We start from the raw sequence: 17,395 nt of genomic DNA, 5'->3' as shown, positions 1-17,395 counted from the left end.
AGCGCCTCGTCCATCTCGGCCTCAAGCACCTCCTGCATCACCGCACGGAGCACTTCGTGCAATCCATCCGGGTTCGAAAGCAAAATGTCTTTGACGGCAGCGCTGGCGGTCTTAACTTCAGTCTTGGTCATGGTGGCGTTCCTTCGCGGGAATCAGGTGACGTGAACAATCACCAGCCTGCCATGACCGCCCCCTCTCAGCGAATTTGCAGAACTCTCAGCACACTACCGGTTTTCAACAACAAAGATGGTCTGAATCATACCATTCGGGTCAGCGGATAGCGGCTGCCGACGTAGCGTCTCCAAGGCCGAGAAAACCGCCATCCGCGCGCAACAGCGGGTTTCCATAGTCACGGCTACATCCGAAGAATCGACCGCATAGATTCAGGAATGTGTGTTGTCGTCACGGTTCCATACAATTTGGAAGGCCATTCCCCTACGGCAGGGTAGCGCCCAAATGAAAGGATAAGCGGGCGGGCAAGTTGAAGGCGTACTTATGCCGATCGGGCTTTGGTCCAGCAAAAGCCTCTCAGCCTGACGCCTCGGAAAAGTGCGCGGCAATGGCGCTCAGAAAAACCTTGCCGAACTCCTTGAGCTTGGCCGCACCGACGCCATTCACTTCGGCGAAATCGTCGAGGTCTTGCGGACGACGCTCGGCCATGTCGATCAGTGTACGATCCGAAAACACCACATAGGCCGGCACCTGGCGTTCCTTGGCCAGACGCAGCCGCAGCGTCTTGAGCGCCGCGAGCAGCGACGCATCTACATTTTCGCTCTGGGGGCTCTGCCCGGCGCGAGCCGCGCGGCGCGCGGCGCGCGTGCGCATCTCGACCCGATACTGGAACGGCACCTCGCCCCGGCCGAGTGCGTGGCCCTTGTCCGCGATGGCCAACCCGCCATGGCCGGCCGGGTCCGGCATCAGGAAACCGTTCGCGACCAGCTGGCGAATCATAGATTGCCAAAAATCCTTCTTGTGCGCGGCGCCATTGCCGAAGGCTGCCAGCCTGTGATGCCCCCTTGCCGCGATCTTTTCAGTCTCGTGGCCGATCAGGATGTCGATGACATGGCCGGCGCCGAAGCGCTCGCCGCTCTGCGCCACCGCCGCCAGGATGAGGCGCGCCTCGGCGGTGCCGTCGGCGCGCGGCGCCTGTTCCAGGCAATTGTCGCAATTGCCGCAAGGGACCGCCTCTTCACCGAAATAACCGAGCAGCACCTGGCGGCGGCACTCGGCCGTCTCGCAATAGCCGATCAGCGTATCGAGCCGGCCATGCGAGCGGCGCTTGTGTTCGACAGCGGCGTCCTCGTCGTCGATGAACATGCGGCGCATGCGGATGTCGCCAAGGCCGTAAAGCATATGCGCCTCCGCCGCCCGGCCGTCGCGACCGGCGCGGCCGATTTCCTGGTAATAGGCTTCGAGGCTGCCCGGCAGGTCGGTGTGGAAGACATAGGCGACATCAGGCTTGTCGATCCCCATGCCGAAGGCGATGGTCGCCACCATGACGACGCCCGACAGCGTCATGAAGGCGTTCTGGTTGGCATCACGCGCCTCCTTGCTCATCCCGGCGTGATAGGCGAGCGCGGTCACGCCGTTCTTTTCGAGGAATGCCGCCATCTCTTCGGTCTTCTTGCGCGACAGGCAGTAGACGATGCCGCTGCGCCCCTGATGGCGCTCGATGAAGTTGAGCAACTGCCGCTTGCTGTCCTGCTTGGGCTCGATGGCAAGCTTGATGTTGGGCCGGTCGAAGCCAAGCACCTGCGTTTCGACACGCCCGCCAAACAGCCGTCTCTCGATGTCTGCCCGCGTCGTCTCGTCCGCCGTCGCCGTCACCGCAATGATCGGTACGTCGGGAAAGATGCCACGCAGCTGCGACAGGTCTTCATATTCGCGCCGGAACGCCGGCCCCCACTGCGAAATGCAATGCGCCTCGTCGATGGCGATCAGGCTGACATCGAGCCTGGCAAGCGCATCCAGCATCCGCTCGGTCATCAGCCGTTCCGGCGCGAGGTAGAGCAGCCGCGTCTGGCCCGACGCGACGCGGCGCCATGCCGCGACATTGGCATCACGGTCGATCGAGGAATTGATCGTATCGGCGGCGACGCCGGCGAGGCGCAGTGCCGCGACCTGATCCTGCATCAGCGCCACTAGCGGCGAAACGACAATGGTCAGCCCACCCTTGACCAGCGCCGGAACCTGGTAGCACAGCGATTTGCCGGCACCCGTTGGCATGACGGCCAGCACATGGCGGCCGCCAAGCAGCGCCTCCATCACCGCGGCCTGTCCGGGACGGAAATCGTCGAAGCCGAACACGTCCTTGAGGACGCGCCGTTTGGGATCGTGCGTCGGCACGCTTGTCGTCGATATCTGCATCACTGATGTTTTTGCGATCGGCCGCCCGAAGCAGCGGCGTGGACAGAACGATTAGCGCAGCCCCTGCGTGACCACAACAAGCAGCAGCAACACCCCACCGGCGATCGACCTGATTGGCATCGTTAAACCTATCTTCACCATGTTGCGGCACCGTCCAACCCTGCGGCGATGTTTCGAGTACCGCTGCGCCACGAGCGCACAGGCAACAGCCCGCGCCTACCCAGGAGGCGCGGGTTTCCTGTTTCTGGAATTGCCGAAAAAGGTTCAGGCCAGGAAATCGGCGCGGTGCGGGGTAAAGCTGTCGACCAGGCGCCCGGCCTCCAGCGCCTTGACGCCGTGCACCAGATTGGACGGCACGATGAAGCTGCCGCCGGTCTCGATGGTCGCGGTGCGGCCGTCGATGGTCACCTCGAAGCGACCTTCGGCGACATAGCTGGCCTGGACATGCGGGTGCGAATGCAGTGCGCCGACGCCGCCCTTGTCGAAGCCGAACTCGACCATCATCAGCTCATCGGTGGAGACGAGAACGCGGCGTCTGTTGCCGTCCGGCGTCGGCGTCCAGGCGCTCTCGCCGGGCTGTGCGAAAATCTTGGCTTCAATCATGACCATCTCCTCATCGCGCCAGCCAGCCGCCGTCCACGGGAACCACCGCGCCATGCATATAGTCGGACGCTGGCGCCAGCAGGAACACGGCGGCATCGCCTATGTCTTCCGGCCCGCCCCAACGTCCCGCCGGGATGCGTGCCAGGATGGCAGCACTGCGGTCGGGATCGGCGCGCAACGCCTCGGTGTTGTTGGTTTCGATATAGCCGGGCGCAATGGCGTTGACGTTGATGCCTTTTGCCGCCCATTCGCAGGCCAGCAGCCGGGTTATGCCGAGCGCGCCATGTTTCGACGCGGTGTAGGACGCGACACGAATACCGCCCTGGAAACTCAGCACCGAGGCGATGTTGACGATCTTGCCGCGCTGCCCGGAATCGGCCAGCACGCGCCTGGCAAAACCCTGGCTGAGGAAGAACAGCGTCTTCAGATTGACGTCGATGACGTCGTCCCAATCGGCCTCGGAGAAATCGACCGCATCGGCGCGGCGGATGATGCCGGCATTGTTGACCAGCCCGTCGATCGGGCCGGTCTTCTCCCACACCTGGTCGAGCATGGCCTTGGCGGCAACATGATCGGCGAGATCGCACCGCACAGTCTCGAACTGGCCGCCGGCTTCCGCGACTTGTCTTTCCGTGTCGTCCATCACAGAGCGGCCGACACCGATGACGATGCCGCCGGCGCGCGCGATCGAGACCGCGATGCCCTGGCCGATGCCGGTGTTTGCGCCGGTGACCAGGACGCGCTTGCCGGCCAGGCTGAAGGAGGAATGGCCGCTCAACGCAGTTCGCCCAGCGGCACCGGGTCGACATCGGTGTAGTCGACATTGTCGCCGGCCATCGCCCAGATGAAGGCATAGTTCAAGGTGCCGGCCCCCGAATGGATCGACCAGCCCGGCGACAGCACCGCCTCCTCGTTGGCCATCACCAGATGCCGCGTTTCGTCCGGCTCGCCCATGAAATGGAAGACGCGCGCCGTCTCCGGCAGGTCGAAATAGAGATAGGCCTCCATGCGCCGGTCATGCACATGGCAAGGGATGGTGTTCCACACCGAGCCCGGCGCCAGTTGGGTCATACCGACCACCAGTTGGCAGGTCTTGACGCCATCGGCATGGATGAACTGGAAGATGGAGCGTTCGTTGCAGGTTTCCTTGCTGCCGAGATCGAGGCGCTTGGCATCGCCAATGCGGATCAGCCGGTTGGGATGGGTGTGATGCGCAGGCGCGCTGAGCAGATAGAACTTGGCCAGTGCGCCCTCATCGGCCGATGCGAACGAAACGTCGGTGCTGCCCATGCCGAGATAGAGCATGTCACGTGCCTGCAACTGGTGGGTCTCGCCATTTGCCGTCACCGAGCCGGCGCCGCCGATGTTGACGATGATCAGTTCGCGGCGGTCGAGAAAATTCTTGGTCCCCGTCGGCTTGATCGCCTCCAGCGGCAGCGCTGTCCCTTCCGGCACGGCGCCGCCAACGATCATGCGGTCATAATGGGTGTAGGTCAGGCTGATGCGTCCCTGCTGGAACAGGTCGTCAATATGGAAATTGTGACGCAGTTCGTCGGTGCCCATGGAAGCAGCGGCGACCGGGTCGATGGCGAAACGCGAGGTGAAATCGGTATGCGGGTGACTTTGAGTCATTGCTGCTCCAGCTGAATGAATGGCTATTTGGTTGCCGACGCCTTGACCGAGTCGGCGTAGTAGACCTGGCGGGCGTGCAGCCGCTCGCGGTAGCGCTCTTGGCTGGCGGTGAGATGAGCGCGCATCGCCTCGCGCGCGGCTTCGGCGTCGCCTGAGGTGATCGCATTCAGGATCACCAGATGCTCGCGTTGCAGCCCTCGCTGATAGCTGTCGGATTGCACCAGTTCGGTCGACCAGGGCGAGGTCACGTCGCAAGGAATGGCGCGGCGTCCGAGCACATCGAGCATCTCGACATAGAACGGGTTGTTGGTGGCGCTGGCGATTGCCCGGTGGAAGGCGAGATCGGCCGGACCGGTCGGCTCGCTGTTGAGCAGCAGCCGTTCGAATTCGAAGAACGCTTCCTGGATCGCTGCTTCCTGCGCGGCGTTGCGGCGAATGGCGGCGAGCCCGGCCGATTCGATTTCGACGGCCAGGCGCACTTCGAGCACATTGAGCGCGATGGAATCCTTGCTGCCCATGTCGGCGGCGAGCGCGCCGAACATCGTTGAGATGTGCTCGGTGACGAACACGCCTGCGCCCTGGCGCGCCTCGACCAGCCCGTCGGCGGCGAGCTTGGCCAGCGCTTCGCGGATGACGGTGCGGCTGACGCCGAAGGTCTCGGTCAGTTGTCCTTCGGTCGGCAATTTGTAGCCGGGCAGGATCTCGCCCGCCTGCAGCTGCTTGCGGATCGCAGCGACGACGGTCTCCGACAGTTTGGGTTTTCTCTCGACCCTGAGATCAACAGCGCTATCCGATGCCATATCGCACCCCTGTTTGAAGACGTCTATTTGAAGACGCCCTATTTGAACACGCTCGGCAACCAGAGCGAAATCGCCGGAATATAGGTGACCAGCCCCAGGACCACGATGCCCGCGCCATAGAACGGCCAGATCGAGCGCATCGCTTCCCAGACCGTAATCTTGCCGACGGCACAGGCGACGAACTGCACCGTGCCGACCGGCGGTGTGTTCAGGCCAATGCCGAGATTGAGGATGGTGATGACGCCGAAATGCACGGGGTCGACGCCGTAATGGGTGACCAACGGCAGGAAGATCGGCGTGCAGATGATGATCATCGGCCCCATGTCCATGAAGGTGCCGAGCAGCAGCATCAGGACGTTGAGCAGAAGCAGCACCACCAGCGGATCGGTGGAGATGGCGTTCATGCCTGCGATCAGCAGCACCGGCACTTTGAGATAGGCCATCAGCCAGCTGAACGAGGCCGCCGTGCCGATGATCAGCAGCACCATCGAGGTCGTGCGCACCGCGCCCTTTGTGGCATGGACGAAATCGCCCCAGGCCATCGACCGGTAGACGAAGACGGTGACCAGCAAGGCGTAGATGATGGCGATGCAGGAGCTTTCCGTCGCCGTGAAAACGCCCGAGCGAACGCCGCCGAAGATGATACCGATAAGCAGAAGTCCGGGGATGGCGATGACCGCCAGCTCGCCGACACGCGAGAAGCCGGGAAAGGCCTCGACCGGGTAGCCTCGGCTGCGGGCGACGAAATAGGCAGTGACCATCAGCGAAGCAGCGAACAGCAGGCCAGGCAGGATACCGGCGGTGAACAGGTCGGCGATCGAAATCTTGCCGCCGCCGGCGATCGAATAGATGATCATGTTCTGCGACGGCGGCAGAAGCAGCGCGATCAGCGCCGCCATCGACGTCACGTTGACGGCGTAGTCGGCGCCGTAGCCGCGCGCTTTCATCTGCGGGATCATCAGCCCGCCGACGGCAGCGGCTTCCGCCACCGCCGAGCCGGAAATGCCGCCGAACAACGTCGCGGCGATGATGTTGACCTGACCGAGCCCACCGCGGACATGACCGACCAGCGAGCCGGCAAAGGAAACGATGCGTTGCGCGATGCCGCCGCGCACCATCAGGTCGCCGGCAAAGATGAAGAACGGGATCGCCATCAGCGAGAACGCCGACATGCCCGACTTCAATTGCTGGAACACCACCAGGGGCGGCAGGCCGAGATAAAGCACGGTGGCGAAGGACGCCGCACCCAGGCAAAAGGCGATCGGCGTGCCGGCAAACATCAAAAGCGTGAAGACGCCGAACAGGATCCAGAGTTCCATCTAGGCCTCCTGCACGGCCGGCATTTCCGGCACTTCCTCGAGATTGATATCCTTGTCGATGTCGGCGCCGGACCAGCGCAGCACGATGCGTTCGGCCGAGAACAGGCAGATCAGAAAGCCGCCGGCGACCAGCGGCAGATAGTCGAAACCGCCGGGAAGCTCGAGCGCCGGGATGATGGTCCGCCAGGTCAGCCCGACCAGCTTGCAGCCGTACCAGACCATGCCGAAGCCGAAGCCGAACGCGATCAGGTCGGACAGGGTGCGCAGCGCCCATTTGCTGCCCTTGGGCAGGATATAGAGCAGCACGTCGAAGCCCATATGGTAATTCTCGCGCACGCCGACGGCAGCGCCCAGGAAAATGAACCAGTTCATCAGCATGATGGCGGTGACTTCGGTCCAGCTCGGTGACGCGTTGAGCACGAAGCGGGAAAACACCTGGTAGGCAACAAGCGCGGTCATGGCGACCATCCCGATGCCCGCGAGATAGAGCGCACCGTCGCAAATCTTCGAAAGCACTGCACTGAAGCGCGGTGGCGCTCCGCTCCTGGCCGTTCTCGCAGTCATCCGATCCTCCCGGTCTTTCCGTCCCCTAAAAGCGATTGGCGGGGCGGCGCCATGCCGCCCCGCCAGAAAATCACTTGGTCGCCTGGATGCGCGTCGCGAGGTCCTTGAGCTCCGGCGTCTTCAGATACTTGTCGTAGACCGGCTTCATCGCATCGATCAGCGGCTGCTTGTCGATCTCGCTGACCTTGACGCCGGCCTTCTCGACGATCTCTCGCGACTTCTTCTCCTGCGCGTCCCACAATTCGCGCATCTTGACGACGCTATCCTTGGCCGCCTGCTTGACGATCGCCTGGTCTTCCGGCGTCAGTCTGTCCCAGCTCGATTTCGACATTACCAGCACTTCCGGCACGATCTGGTGCTGGTCGACGGTATAGTGCTTGGCGACTTCGTAGTGCTTGGCGGATTCGAAGCTGGGCCAGTTGTTCTCGGCGCCGTCGATGACGCCGGTTTCGAGCGCCGAATAGACCTCGCCATAGGCCATCGGCGTGGCATTTGCGCCAAGCGCGTTGACCATGTCGACGAACACGTCGGACTGGATGACGCGGAACTTCATGCCTTTCAGATCGGCGATCGAGGTGATGTCCTTCTTGGTGTTGTAGAAGGAGCGGGCGCCGGAATCGTAGAAGGCAAGGCCGACCAGATCATGCGTCTCGAATGCCTTGAGGATCTCGTCGCCGATCGGCCCGTCCATGACATGGCGCATGTGCTCGACCGAACGGAACATGTAGGGCAGCGACGGCACCGCGGTTTCCGGCACGATGCCGTTGAACGGACCCATCGAGACGCGGTTCAGATCGATGACACCGGTCTGCGTCTGCTCGATCGTGTCCTTTTCCTCGCCGAGCTGCGCCGAATGATAGACCTCGACCGAATAGCGGCCGGCGGTGCGCTCCTTGATGAGCTCGCCGAGATATTTGACCGCCTCGACGGTCGGATACCCGTCCGGATGGGTGTCGGCCGAGCGCAGTACGGTCTGGGCGCCGGCAACGCCGATCATCAGCGAGCCGAAGGCGAATGTGGCTGCCATCAGTTTTGAAAAATGCAACATGACTGTCTTCCTCCCTTTTAAAATTCCACGCGCCCGGCTCACAGCCGGTACGCCTTCTTGGCAAGCGTGTAGGCAAGCTCCCGCGCCAGCTCATGCGCCTCGTCCTCACGCAGCCGGTGCTCGGCGACGAGACGGGCGAGAAAGGCGCAGTCAACCCGGCGCGCCACATCGTGGCGGGCGGGTATGGATGGAAAGGCGCGGGTGTCGTCGTTGAAACCGACAGTGTTGTAGAAGCCGGCGGTCTCGGTGGTCATCTCGCGGAACCGGCGCATGCCTTCCGGGCTGTCATGGAACCACCAGGCAGGCCCGAGCTTCAGCGCCGGATAGACGCCGGCCAGCGGCGCCAGTTCGCGCGCGTAGCTGGTCTCGTCGAGCGTGAACAGAATGATGGAGAGGTCGCGCTCCAGCCCGACGCAGTCGAGCAAGGGTTTGAGCGCCGCGGCATAGTCGGTGCGGGTCGGAATATCGAAGCCTTTGTCGCGGCCGAATCTCTGAAAAATTCCGGGCGAATGGTTGCGCCATGAGCCGGGATGGATCTGCATGACCAGCCCGTCGTCGCGGCTCATCTTGGCCATCTCGGTCAGCATCTGGGCGCGAAACAGCTTGCGCTCGCGCTCGTCGTCCGAGCCGCGGCGGATGCGGTTGAACAGCTCTTCCGCCGCCGCATCGGAAAGATTGGCGGTCTCGGCCGTCGGATGGCCGTGGTCCGATGAGGTTGCGCCGAAGCTTTTGAAGAAAGCGCGGCGATTGCGATGCGCGTCGAGATAGCCGGCCCATGTGCCGGTGTCGCAGCCGGTGATCTCGCCCAGACGATCGAGATTGGCCGAAAATCCTTCGAAGTCGGGATCGACGACGGCATCCGGCCTGTAGGCAGTGATGACGCGGCCCTGCCAGCCGCTGTCGCGGATCGTCTTGTGCCATTGGAGATCGTCGAGTGCGCCCTCGGTCGTCGCGATGACCTCGATGTTGAAGCGCTCGAACAGCGCGCGTGGGCGATAATCGTCGCGCTGCAAAAGCGCCGCGATGGTGTCGTAATGGCGGCTAGCGGTGCTGGCGTTGAGCGGCTCTTCGATGCCGAACAGATGCTCGAGCACATGGTCGAGCCACAACCGCGTCGGCGTGCCGCGAAAGAGGTAATAGTGCTCGGCGAAGCGCCGCCAGATCGCCCTGGGATCGGTCTCGACCGGCGAGCCGTCGAGGGTCGGGACGCCGAGATCTTCCAGCCGCACGCCCTGGCTGAACAGCATACGGAAAATGTAGTGGTCGGGCACCACCAGCAATTGCGCGGGATCGGGGAATGGCTCGTTGAGCGCATACCAACGCGGATCGGTGTGGCCGTGCGGGCTGATGATCGGCAGGTCCTTGATGCCGGCATGGAGATCGCGCGCGATCGACAGCGCGCGCCCTTCGGCGGCAAAAAGCAGATCCGGATCGGTCAGTCCCGCCACGTCGTTCCTCCCAGGGGCGATATCGGTAGGATTGGAAAGAAATAATGTCAACATACAAAAACTGGATTGTTGTATGATGACTTTTAACCGGCGTCAGGTCATTGTGCGGCGGAAGAGCGGATGTTACGCCGCTAGCAGATCCCGCCCCGCACACCATCCAGCGACAAGCCGCGCCATGACCAGCAGACGCCTTTCCAACGCAACAGTGCAATCCTTGCCGGCCTCGGTCGCGGTCCCCCCCTATGATCGCGCCAGTGTCGCCCCAGGCATCGTCCATCTCGGCGTTGGAGCCTTCCACCGTGCCCATCAGGCCGCCTATGTCGATGACTGCCTAGCGGCCGGCGAGACCGGCTGGGGCATTGTCGGCGTCTCGCTGCGCAGCCCCGACACGCGCGATGCGCTGACGCCACAGGACGGGCTCTACACGCTGGCGGTGCGCGGCAGCGATGGCGAAGCGCTGCACATTATCGGCTCGATCCAGTCGATGCTGGTCGCGCCGGAAGACCCCGGCGCGGTGCTGGCCGCGCTGACCGACCCGCGCACCCGCATCGTCACCCTGACCATCACCGAAAAGGCCTATCTCAGGGCCGCCGACGGCAGCCTCGACGAAAACCATCCCGATATCGTCCACGATCTGGGCAATCCCGGATCTCCCAGGACAGCGCATGGATTCCTGGCGGAAGCGCTGGTGCGACGCCGGGCCGCCGGCACGCCGCCCTTCACCGTGCTGTGCTGCGACAACCTTCCGGCCAATGGCGCCACGCTGCACCGGCTGCTGGTCGGGTTTGCAAAACTGCGCGATGCCGGCGCTGCTGCTTCAGGCGACGCTGCCCTCGCCGGTCATATAGCCGATGACGTTGCATTCCCATCGAGCATGGTCGACCGCATCGTGCCGGCAACCACCGATGCCGACCGGGCGCGCATCGCGGTCGAACTCGGCCTCGAGGACGCCTGGCCGGTGATGACCGAACCGTTCCGGCAATGGGTGATCGAAAACAGGTTTCCAGCCGGCCGCCCGGCCTGGGAGAAATTCGGCGTCACCATGGTCGAGGATGTCCGGCCGTTCGAGGACATGAAGCTTCGGCTGCTCAACGGCGCCCATTCGGGCATCGCCTATATCGGCCTGCTCAGCGGCCACGTCACCGTCGACCGCGCCTTCGCGGATCCCGCGATCCGCGCGTTCGTCGACCGGCTCTGGGCCGAGGCCATCCCGACATTGCCTGGGGATGCCGGGCTCGACACGTCAGCCTATACGGCCGAACTTGCCGAACGTTTCTCCAACACAGCGCTTGCCCACCGCACGGCGCAGATCGCCAATGACGGCAGCCAGAAATTGCCGCAGCGCATTGTCGCTACCGCCATCGCGCGCATCCAGGCCGGCCTGGTCCCGGAGCATCTGACGCTGGTGATCGCCGCCTGGATCGCCGCCTGCGAGGCGCGCGGCAAGGACCTGCCGGAAGCCCACTTCACCGATCCGCTCGACGCGACGCTGGCCGCGCTCGGAGCGCAGCCGACGCTGGAACGGGTGGTGACGGTGTTTGACCTCGCCGGCTTCGCCAGCGGCAGCCCCGAGCGCCAGACGCTGATCGAACTGGTTGCCGCCCATCGCGAGCATATCCTGCAGGGCGGGGTGGCGCTCGCGCTCGCGGCACTGGGTGTACCGGGAAAGACCAGGTGACCTGACGTCGCCCGGATACAAAAAGCCGGGCTTAAGCCCGGCCTGTTTCATACCTTTGCCCGACCATGACCTCTCGGATCACGTCCAATCATTCTGCGGCTTACGCCGGCAGCAGCGCGCCTTCGAGCGTGGTAAGCTGGCTAAGGAACTGCTCCGCCTTGCTGCGGCTCTGGTCGTCCTTGGCGTCGGCGGCGTCTTCCTTGGCTTCCTGGATGCGGCGGGCGAGATCGGCGCGGTCGATATCGCCGACGGCGACCGCCGATTCGGCCAGCAGCGTGCAGCCGGCCGGGACGATGTCGGCAAAGCCGCCGAACACCACATAGCGCTCTTCCTTGCCAGCCGCTGTCTTCAGCGTGACGACGCCCGGCTTGATCGTGGTCATGACCGGCGCATGGTGCGCCATGACCGTCATTTCACCTTCGGCGCCTGGAATGACGACAGACTCGACCTGCTCGGAAACCAGGAGGCGCTCCGGCGAGACCAGTTCGAACTTGAAAGCTTCAGCCATGTCAATTTAGTGAGTAGGGAATAGTGAGTGGGGAGTAGGGCGAGGACAGCTGTCCTGATCACCCGGCCGCTATTCACTACTGACTACTGACTACTCCCTATTGCCTTGATTACGCTGCTTCAGCCGCCAGGCGCTGAGCCTTCTCGACCGCTTCGTCGATGCCGCCGACCATGTAGAAGGCGGCTTCCGGCAGGTGATCGTAGTCGCCGTTGCAGAGGCCCTTGAAGCCCTTGATTGTGTCGGCGAGGTCGACCAGCTTGCCCGGCGCACCCGTAAACACTTCGGCGACGAAGAACGGCTGCGACAGGAAGCGCTCGATCTTGCGGGCGCGGGCCACCGTCTGCTTGTCCTCTTCCGACAGCTCATCCATGCCAAGGATGGCGATAATGTCCTGCAGCGACTTGTAGCGCTGGAGGATCGACTGCACCTGGCGGGCGACGGCATAGTGCTCCTCGCCGACGACCAGCGGATCGAGCATGCGCGAGGTCGAGTCGAGCGGATCGACGGCGGGGTAGATGCCCTTTTCCGAGATCGCGCGGTTGAGCACGGTCGTCGCGTCCAGGTGGGCAAACGAGGTCGCAGGCGCCGGGTCGGTCAAATCGTCGGCCGGCACGTAGATCGCCTGCACCGAAGTGATCGAACCCTTGGTCGTTGTGGTGATGCGTTCCTGCAGCGCACCCATGTCGGTGGCCAGCGTTGGCTGGTAACCCACGGCCGAAGGAATACGGCCGAGCAGCGCCGACACTTCAGAACCGGCCTGCGTGAAGCGGAAGATGTTGTCGACGAAGAACAGCACGTCCTGGCCCTGGTCGCGGAAATATTCGGCGACCGTCAGGCCGGTCAGGCCGACGCGGGCACGCGCGCCCGGCGGCTCGTTCATCTGGCCATAGACCAGTGCCGCCTTGGAGCCTTCGCCGCCGCCCTTCTTGTTGACGCCGGACTCGATGAACTCGTGATAAAGATCGTTGCCCTCGCGGGTGCGCTCGCCGACGCCGGCGAAGACCGAGAAGCCGCCATGCGCCTTGGCGACGTTGTTGATCAGCTCCTGGATCAGAACCGTCTTGCCGACGCCGGCGCCGCCGAACAGGCCGATCTTGCCTCCGCGGGCGTAGGGCGCCAGAAGGTCGAGCACCTTGATGCCGGTGATCAGGATCTGCGCTTCCGTCGACTGTTCGACATAGGTAGGCGCCGGCTGGTGGATGGCGCGCATCTCGATGCCGTCGACCGGGCCTTCTTCGTCGACCGGCTCGCCGATGACGTTGATGATGCGGCCGAGCATGCCCGGGCCGACCGGAACGGTGATCGGCGCGCCGGTGTCATAGACGTCCTGGCCGCGAACCAGGCCTTCGGTGGAATCCATGGCGATACAGCGCACGGTGTTTTCGCCCAGATGCTGGGCAACTTCGAGCACCAGGCGGTTGCCGACATTGGAGGTTTCGATGGCGTTCAAAATGGCCGGCAGATGATCGCCGAACTGCACGTCGACGACGGCGCCGATGACCTGGCGAACCTTGCCGATGGCGCCGGTCTTCTTGACGGCAACGCTCGTCGTCTTCACTGCCGGAGCCGCGGCCTTGGCGGGCGCGGCCGCCTTCTTGGCCGGAGCGGCCTTCGCCGCTGCTGCCGGAGCCTTTGCGGCCGCCTTGGGGGCCGTCTTCGCGGGGGTCGCTGCTTTCGCCATCGTCTTTACCCTTCTCGTCCTTTGTTTCTCACGCTCCATCAGAAGGTCGATGACCTCCTGGCGGTCGCGCCTAGAGCGCTTCGGCGCCCGAAATGATTTCGATCAGTTCCTTGGTGATCTGCGCCTGCCGCTGGCGGTTATAGGTGATCGACAGTTTGTTGATCATGTCGCCGGCATTGCGCGTTGCATTGTCCATGGCGCTCATTTTGGCGCCCATCTCGCCGGCTGCGTTTTCGAGCAGCGCGCGGAAGACCTGGACCGAGATGTTGCGCGGAATGAGGTCGGTGAGGATCTCGCCCGGCTCCGGCTCGTATTCGTAGACGGCATTGCCACCCGCGGTCGCTTCGGCGGGAGCGGAAGCCACGCCGGCAGGAATGATCTGCTGCGCGGTCGGAATCTGGCTGATCACCGACTTGAACTGCGAATAAAACAGCGTGCAGATATCGAAGCCGCCTTCGCCGAACAGATGGATGATCTTACGGGCGATCGCATCGGCATTGACGAAGCCGAGCTTCTTGACATCGCGCAGGTCGACGCGGTCGATAATCAGCGAGGCATAGTCTCGGCGCAGAATGTCGAAACCCTTCTTGCCGACGCAGATGATCTTGACCTGCTTGCCGTCGGCCAGAAGCCGGCGGATATGGTCGCGGGCCAGACGTGCGATCTGCGAGTTGAAGCCGCCGCACAGGCCGCGCTCGGCGGTGCAGACGACGAGCAGATGCACATCGTCCTTGCCGGTGCCGGTCATCAGCGCCGGGGCATCGCCGCCGCCGCCGATCGCCTGCGTGATATTGGCCAGCACCGCACCCATCCGCTCGGAATAGGGACGCGCCGCCTCCGCTGCTTCCTGCGCGCGACGCAGCTTCGCCGCGGCGACCATCTGCATCGCCTTGGTGATCTTCTGCGTCGCCTTGACCGAGGCGATACGGTTACGAAGGTCTTTTAATGAAGGCATGCTTCAAACCTGATCCCGAGCGTCCGGCTTCTTCTCAAGCGAAGGTCTTGGCGAAGGCGTCGATCTCGGCCTTCAGCTTGGCGCGCAGATCGTCCGACAGCGCCTTTTCCTTGCGGATGCCGTCCAGCACGTCCTTGCCGGCCGAGCGCATATGGCTGAGCAGGCCGTGCTCGAACTTGCCGACCTGGTTCAGCGCAAGCTTGTCGAGATAGCCGTTGACGCCGGCGAAGATCACCGTGACCTGCTCCTCGACCTTGAGCGGCGAGAACTGCGGCTGCTTCAGAAGTTCGGTCAGGCGCGAGCCGCGGTTGAGCAGGCGCTGCGTGGCGGCGTCGAGATCGGAGCCGAACTGCGCGAACGCAGCCATTTCGCGGTACTGCGCGAGCTCGCCCTTGATAGAGCCGGCGACCTGCTTCATCGCCTTGATCTGCGCCGACGAACCGACGCGCGACACCGACAGGCCGACGTTGACCGCCGGACGGATGCCCTGGAAGAACAGGTTGGTTTCGAGGAAGATCTGGCCGTCGGTGATCGAGATCACGTTGGTCGGGATGTAGGCCGACACGTCGTTGGCCTGCGTCTCGATGATCGGCAGCGCGGTCAGCGAACCGCCACCCAGATCGTCGTTGAGCTTGGCGGCGCGCTCGAGCAGGCGCGAATGCAGGTAGAACACGTCGCCCGGATAGGCTTCGCGACCCGGCGGGCGGCGCAGCAAGAGCGACATCTGGCGATAGGCGACGGCCTGCTTCGACAGATCGTCATAGCTGATCAGCGCATGCATGCCGTTGTCGCGGAAATATTCGCCCATGGTGGCGCCGGTGAACGGCGCCAGGAACTGCATCGGCGCCGGATCGGAAGCTGTGGCGGCGACGATGATCGAATATTCAAGGGCGCCGCGCTCTTCGAGAACCTTCACGAACTGCGCGACCGTCGAGCGCTTCTGCCCGATGGCGACGTAGACGCAGTAGAGCTTTTCCTTTTCCGGCCCGTTGTCGTGCACGGCCTTCTGGTTGAGCATCGTGTCGAGGATGATCGCGGTCTTGCCGGTCTGGCGATCGCCGATGACCAGCTCGCGCTGGCCGCGGCCAACGGGGATCAGCGCATCGATGGCCTTGAGGCCGGTCGACATCGGCTCGTTGACCGACTTGCGCGGGATGATGCCTGGCGCCTTGACGTCGACGCGCTTGCGTTCGGTCGCCTTGATCGGGCCCTTGCCGTCGATCGGATTGCCGAGCGCGTCGACGACGCGGCCGAGCAGGCCCATGCCGACAGGCGTATCGACGATGGCGCCGGTGCGCTTGACGATGTCGCCTTCCTTGATGTCGCGGTCGGCGCCGAAGATGACGACGCCGACATTGTCGGCTTCGAGGTTGAGCGCCATGCCGCGGATGCCGCCGGGGAACTCGACCATTTCGCCGGCCTGGACATTGTCGAGGCCGTAGACGCGAGCGATACCGTCACCGACGGACAGCACCTGGCCGACTTCGGAGACCTCGGCCTCCTTGCCGAAATTCTTGATCTGGTCTTTGAGAATTGCGGAAATTTCCGCGGCGCGGATGTCCATCAGCCGACCTCTTTCAGTGCAAGCTTGAGCGAATTGAGTTTGGTTTTGAGCGACGTATCGATCTGGCGCGAGCCCATCTTGACCACCAGCCCGCCGAGCAGCGACGGATCGACGGTAACAGTGATGGCCACGTCCTTGCCGGCGACGCTTTTCAGCGCGGCCTTGAGTTCCGTCTGCTGGGCAGCCGTCAGTTCATGCGCCGAAGTGACCTCGGCTGATGTCTCACCGCGCTGTTCGGCAGAGATCCGGCGAAATGCCTTGATCATGCCGGGCACCGCGAAGAGCCGGCGGTTGCGGGCGACGACGCGCAGGAAATTGCCGGTCAGGCCGGTGATGCCGGCCTTGTCGGCGATCGACGCGATTGCCTTGGCCTGGTCCTCGCTGGAGAACACCGGGCTGTTGATGAGGCGCGTCAGGTCGGCGCTGTCATCCAGCATCCTGGCGAAACTGTTGAGGTCGGCCTCGACCTTGGCCACCGAATTCGACTGCAGCGCAAGTTCGAACAGCGAACCCGCGTAGCGTTCTGCGACACCCGAGATTGGCGATGACGATTGAGCCACGGACCGTCTTTTCTCTTGTCTGACAGGCCGCAGATTGTTGGCGCGAGCAAAAACTCTGGCTAAATCTTTGACCTTACTAAGTTTTTCCAAGCACGGAGGCGCGGCTTCCGCTATCCCCGGCCGAAAGTCGATTGCCGTCTAGCACAGGCATTTTAAGACCGCAATGCGTCGTTCCGCATGCTTTTCGGGCACTATTGTCGCATCCGGCCGCAGAGTTCAACCGAAGCCTTTGGATTGGCTGCCGATTCAGGGCAGAAAGCCGAAGACGAAGGCGAGCGGCAACGCGGCCAGGACGAGTTCGACGACGATCGACGCCCAGTTGAAAGGCGTGTTGGCGCCGTCCGACATCATCGACAGCAAACGGCCAAAAGCGGTGAACAGCCAGGAAAAGCCGAGTGCCATATAGAGCCACGGCTGCGCCAACAGAATGCAGCACAGGCTGACGCCGAGATAGAAGCCCGACATCCGGCCGCGCCCTTCCGCGATTGCCGCTGCCCTTTCGGGCCGGACCTGCAGCCGCAGAATCCGAAATGCCAGCCCTGGCGCGAGGAAAAACAGCAGACCGAGCGCCAAGGTGACGACGGCGCTAGACCAAGCCAGCCATTCGCCCTGGCTGGTCGGCCACGGAAACGCAAATTCCATCTTGTCCCCTCGATAAATGGCTGTCT

Annotated in this window: 17 protein-coding genes; 1 reads left to right on the top strand and 16 read right to left on the bottom strand. The window is 63.4% G+C overall.

What is annotated here, in order from left to right; genetic code table 11:
* From NKH22_RS28280 to uxaC, 10 genes are all read right to left on the bottom strand, one after another.
* Positions 1-131: transposase (locus NKH22_RS28280; protein WP_502908608.1), on the bottom strand; the 131-nt coding region annotated here is incomplete at its 3' end.
* A 397-nt stretch (positions 132-528) separates the two neighbouring features.
* Positions 529-2,367, bottom strand: coding sequence for a DNA helicase RecQ (gene recQ, locus NKH22_RS28275; protein ID WP_352911929.1), 1,839 nt, complete (start codon positions 2,365-2,367; stop codon positions 529-531).
* Between the two features lie 264 nt (positions 2,368-2,631).
* Positions 2,632-2,970 (bottom strand): cupin domain-containing protein, encoded by a 339-nt coding sequence (locus tag NKH22_RS28270; RefSeq protein WP_023684110.1) that lies wholly within the window; start codon positions 2,968-2,970, stop codon positions 2,632-2,634.
* 10 nt (positions 2,971-2,980) lie between these two features.
* Positions 2,981-3,748, bottom strand: coding sequence for a 2-dehydro-3-deoxy-D-gluconate 5-dehydrogenase KduD (kduD, locus tag NKH22_RS28265; RefSeq protein ID WP_352911925.1), 768 nt, complete (start codon positions 3,746-3,748; stop codon positions 2,981-2,983).
* Complete coding sequence (gene kduI, locus NKH22_RS28260; protein WP_352911922.1) at positions 3,745-4,602, bottom strand: 5-dehydro-4-deoxy-D-glucuronate isomerase; 858 nt, start codon at positions 4,600-4,602, stop codon at positions 3,745-3,747. The genes kduD and kduI overlap by 4 nt, the downstream gene beginning before the upstream one ends.
* A 23-nt stretch (positions 4,603-4,625) precedes the next feature.
* Positions 4,626-5,402 (bottom strand): FadR/GntR family transcriptional regulator, encoded by a 777-nt coding sequence (locus NKH22_RS28255; RefSeq protein WP_023668680.1) that lies wholly within the window; start codon positions 5,400-5,402, stop codon positions 4,626-4,628.
* Between the two features lie 38 nt (positions 5,403-5,440).
* Positions 5,441-6,721 carry a TRAP transporter large permease gene (locus tag NKH22_RS28250; protein WP_023693176.1) on the bottom strand — a complete coding sequence of 427 codons (1,281 nt, stop codon included), beginning with the start codon at positions 6,719-6,721 and terminating at the stop codon, positions 5,441-5,443.
* Positions 6,722-7,285: a TRAP transporter small permease gene (locus NKH22_RS28245; protein ID WP_023693177.1), complete on the bottom strand. Its 564-nt coding sequence runs from the start codon at positions 7,283-7,285 to the stop codon at positions 6,722-6,724. It abuts the gene before it with no gap.
* Positions 7,286-7,355: 70 nt separating this feature from the next.
* Complete coding sequence (locus NKH22_RS28240) at positions 7,356-8,333, bottom strand: TRAP transporter substrate-binding protein (RefSeq protein WP_023684104.1); 978 nt, start codon at positions 8,331-8,333, stop codon at positions 7,356-7,358.
* 38 nt (positions 8,334-8,371) lie between these two features.
* Entirely contained in the window at positions 8,372-9,781 is a 1,410-nt protein-coding gene (gene uxaC, locus NKH22_RS28235; protein WP_352911917.1) for a glucuronate isomerase, read from the bottom strand.
* Positions 9,782-9,956: 175 nt separating this feature from the next.
* On the opposite strand from uxaC, the gene NKH22_RS28230 reads away from it, so the two are divergent.
* A complete protein-coding gene (locus NKH22_RS28230) occupies positions 9,957-11,459 on the top strand; it encodes a mannitol dehydrogenase family protein (protein WP_023818244.1) in 1,503 nt (500 codons plus the stop codon).
* Between the two features lie 100 nt (positions 11,460-11,559).
* Here the strand turns inward: NKH22_RS28230 and NKH22_RS28225 are convergent, their stop codons facing one another.
* From NKH22_RS28225 to NKH22_RS28200, 6 genes are all read right to left on the bottom strand, one after another.
* Positions 11,560-11,967 carry a F0F1 ATP synthase subunit epsilon gene (locus tag NKH22_RS28225; RefSeq protein ID WP_352497658.1) on the bottom strand — a complete coding sequence of 136 codons (408 nt, stop codon included), beginning with the start codon at positions 11,965-11,967 and terminating at the stop codon, positions 11,560-11,562.
* A 109-nt stretch (positions 11,968-12,076) separates the two neighbouring features.
* Positions 12,077-13,648 carry a F0F1 ATP synthase subunit beta gene (atpD, locus tag NKH22_RS28220; protein WP_023698224.1) on the bottom strand — a complete coding sequence of 524 codons (1,572 nt, stop codon included), beginning with the start codon at positions 13,646-13,648 and terminating at the stop codon, positions 12,077-12,079.
* Between the two features lie 70 nt (positions 13,649-13,718).
* Positions 13,719-14,603 carry a F0F1 ATP synthase subunit gamma gene (locus NKH22_RS28215; RefSeq protein ID WP_023668672.1) on the bottom strand — a complete coding sequence of 295 codons (885 nt, stop codon included), beginning with the start codon at positions 14,601-14,603 and terminating at the stop codon, positions 13,719-13,721.
* A 34-nt stretch (positions 14,604-14,637) separates the two neighbouring features.
* Complete coding sequence (gene atpA / locus NKH22_RS28210; RefSeq protein ID WP_023684101.1) at positions 14,638-16,167, bottom strand: F0F1 ATP synthase subunit alpha; 1,530 nt, start codon at positions 16,165-16,167, stop codon at positions 14,638-14,640.
* On the bottom strand, positions 16,167-16,727 hold the full coding sequence (locus NKH22_RS28205) for a F0F1 ATP synthase subunit delta (protein WP_352911912.1): 561 nt from the start codon (positions 16,725-16,727) through the stop codon (positions 16,167-16,169). The genes atpA and NKH22_RS28205 overlap by 1 nt, the downstream gene beginning before the upstream one ends.
* 246 nt (positions 16,728-16,973) lie before the next feature.
* Positions 16,974-17,369, bottom strand: coding sequence for an AGROH133_08824 family phage infection protein (locus tag NKH22_RS28200; protein ID WP_023684099.1), 396 nt, complete (start codon positions 17,367-17,369; stop codon positions 16,974-16,976).
* Between the last annotated feature and the right edge of the window lie 26 nt (positions 17,370-17,395).

The organism is Mesorhizobium sp. M1252 (assembly GCF_040318265.1).
Classification (GTDB): Bacteria; Pseudomonadota; Alphaproteobacteria; order Rhizobiales; family Rhizobiaceae; genus Mesorhizobium.
This window is presented reverse-complemented; position numbering and strand designations above follow the sequence as displayed.

What these genes read in the sequence shown, in the direction of transcription:
- NKH22_RS28250 (WP_023693176.1), bottom strand. Translation starts at nt 6,721, where the DNA reads ATGGAACTCTGGATCCTGTTCGGCGTCTTCACGCTTTTGATGTTTGCC.
- atpA (WP_023684101.1), bottom strand. Translation starts at nt 16,167, where the DNA reads ATGGACATCCGCGCCGCGGAAATTTCCGCAATTCTCAAAGACCAGATC.
- NKH22_RS28245 (WP_023693177.1), bottom strand. Translation starts at nt 7,285, where the DNA reads ATGACTGCGAGAACGGCCAGGAGCGGAGCGCCACCGCGCTTCAGTGCA.
- NKH22_RS28270 (WP_023684110.1), bottom strand. Translation starts at nt 2,970, where the DNA reads ATGATTGAAGCCAAGATTTTCGCACAGCCCGGCGAGAGCGCCTGGACG.
- atpD (WP_023698224.1), bottom strand. Translation starts at nt 13,648, where the DNA reads ATGGCGAAAGCAGCGACCCCCGCGAAGACGGCCCCCAAGGCGGCCGCA.
- kduI (WP_352911922.1), bottom strand. Translation starts at nt 4,602, where the DNA reads ATGACTCAAAGTCACCCGCATACCGATTTCACCTCGCGTTTCGCCATC.
- NKH22_RS28225 (WP_352497658.1), bottom strand. Translation starts at nt 11,967, where the DNA reads ATGGCTGAAGCTTTCAAGTTCGAACTGGTCTCGCCGGAGCGCCTCCTG.
- NKH22_RS28215 (WP_023668672.1), bottom strand. Translation starts at nt 14,603, where the DNA reads ATGCCTTCATTAAAAGACCTTCGTAACCGTATCGCCTCGGTCAAGGCG.
- NKH22_RS28200 (WP_023684099.1), bottom strand. Translation starts at nt 17,369, where the DNA reads ATGGAATTTGCGTTTCCGTGGCCGACCAGCCAGGGCGAATGGCTGGCT.
- recQ (WP_352911929.1), bottom strand. Translation starts at nt 2,367, where the DNA reads ATGCAGATATCGACGACAAGCGTGCCGACGCACGATCCCAAACGGCGC.
- NKH22_RS28255 (WP_023668680.1), bottom strand. Translation starts at nt 5,402, where the DNA reads ATGGCATCGGATAGCGCTGTTGATCTCAGGGTCGAGAGAAAACCCAAA.
- NKH22_RS28230 (WP_023818244.1), top strand. Translation starts at nt 9,957, where the DNA reads ATGACCAGCAGACGCCTTTCCAACGCAACAGTGCAATCCTTGCCGGCC.
- NKH22_RS28240 (WP_023684104.1), bottom strand. Translation starts at nt 8,333, where the DNA reads ATGTTGCATTTTTCAAAACTGATGGCAGCCACATTCGCCTTCGGCTCG.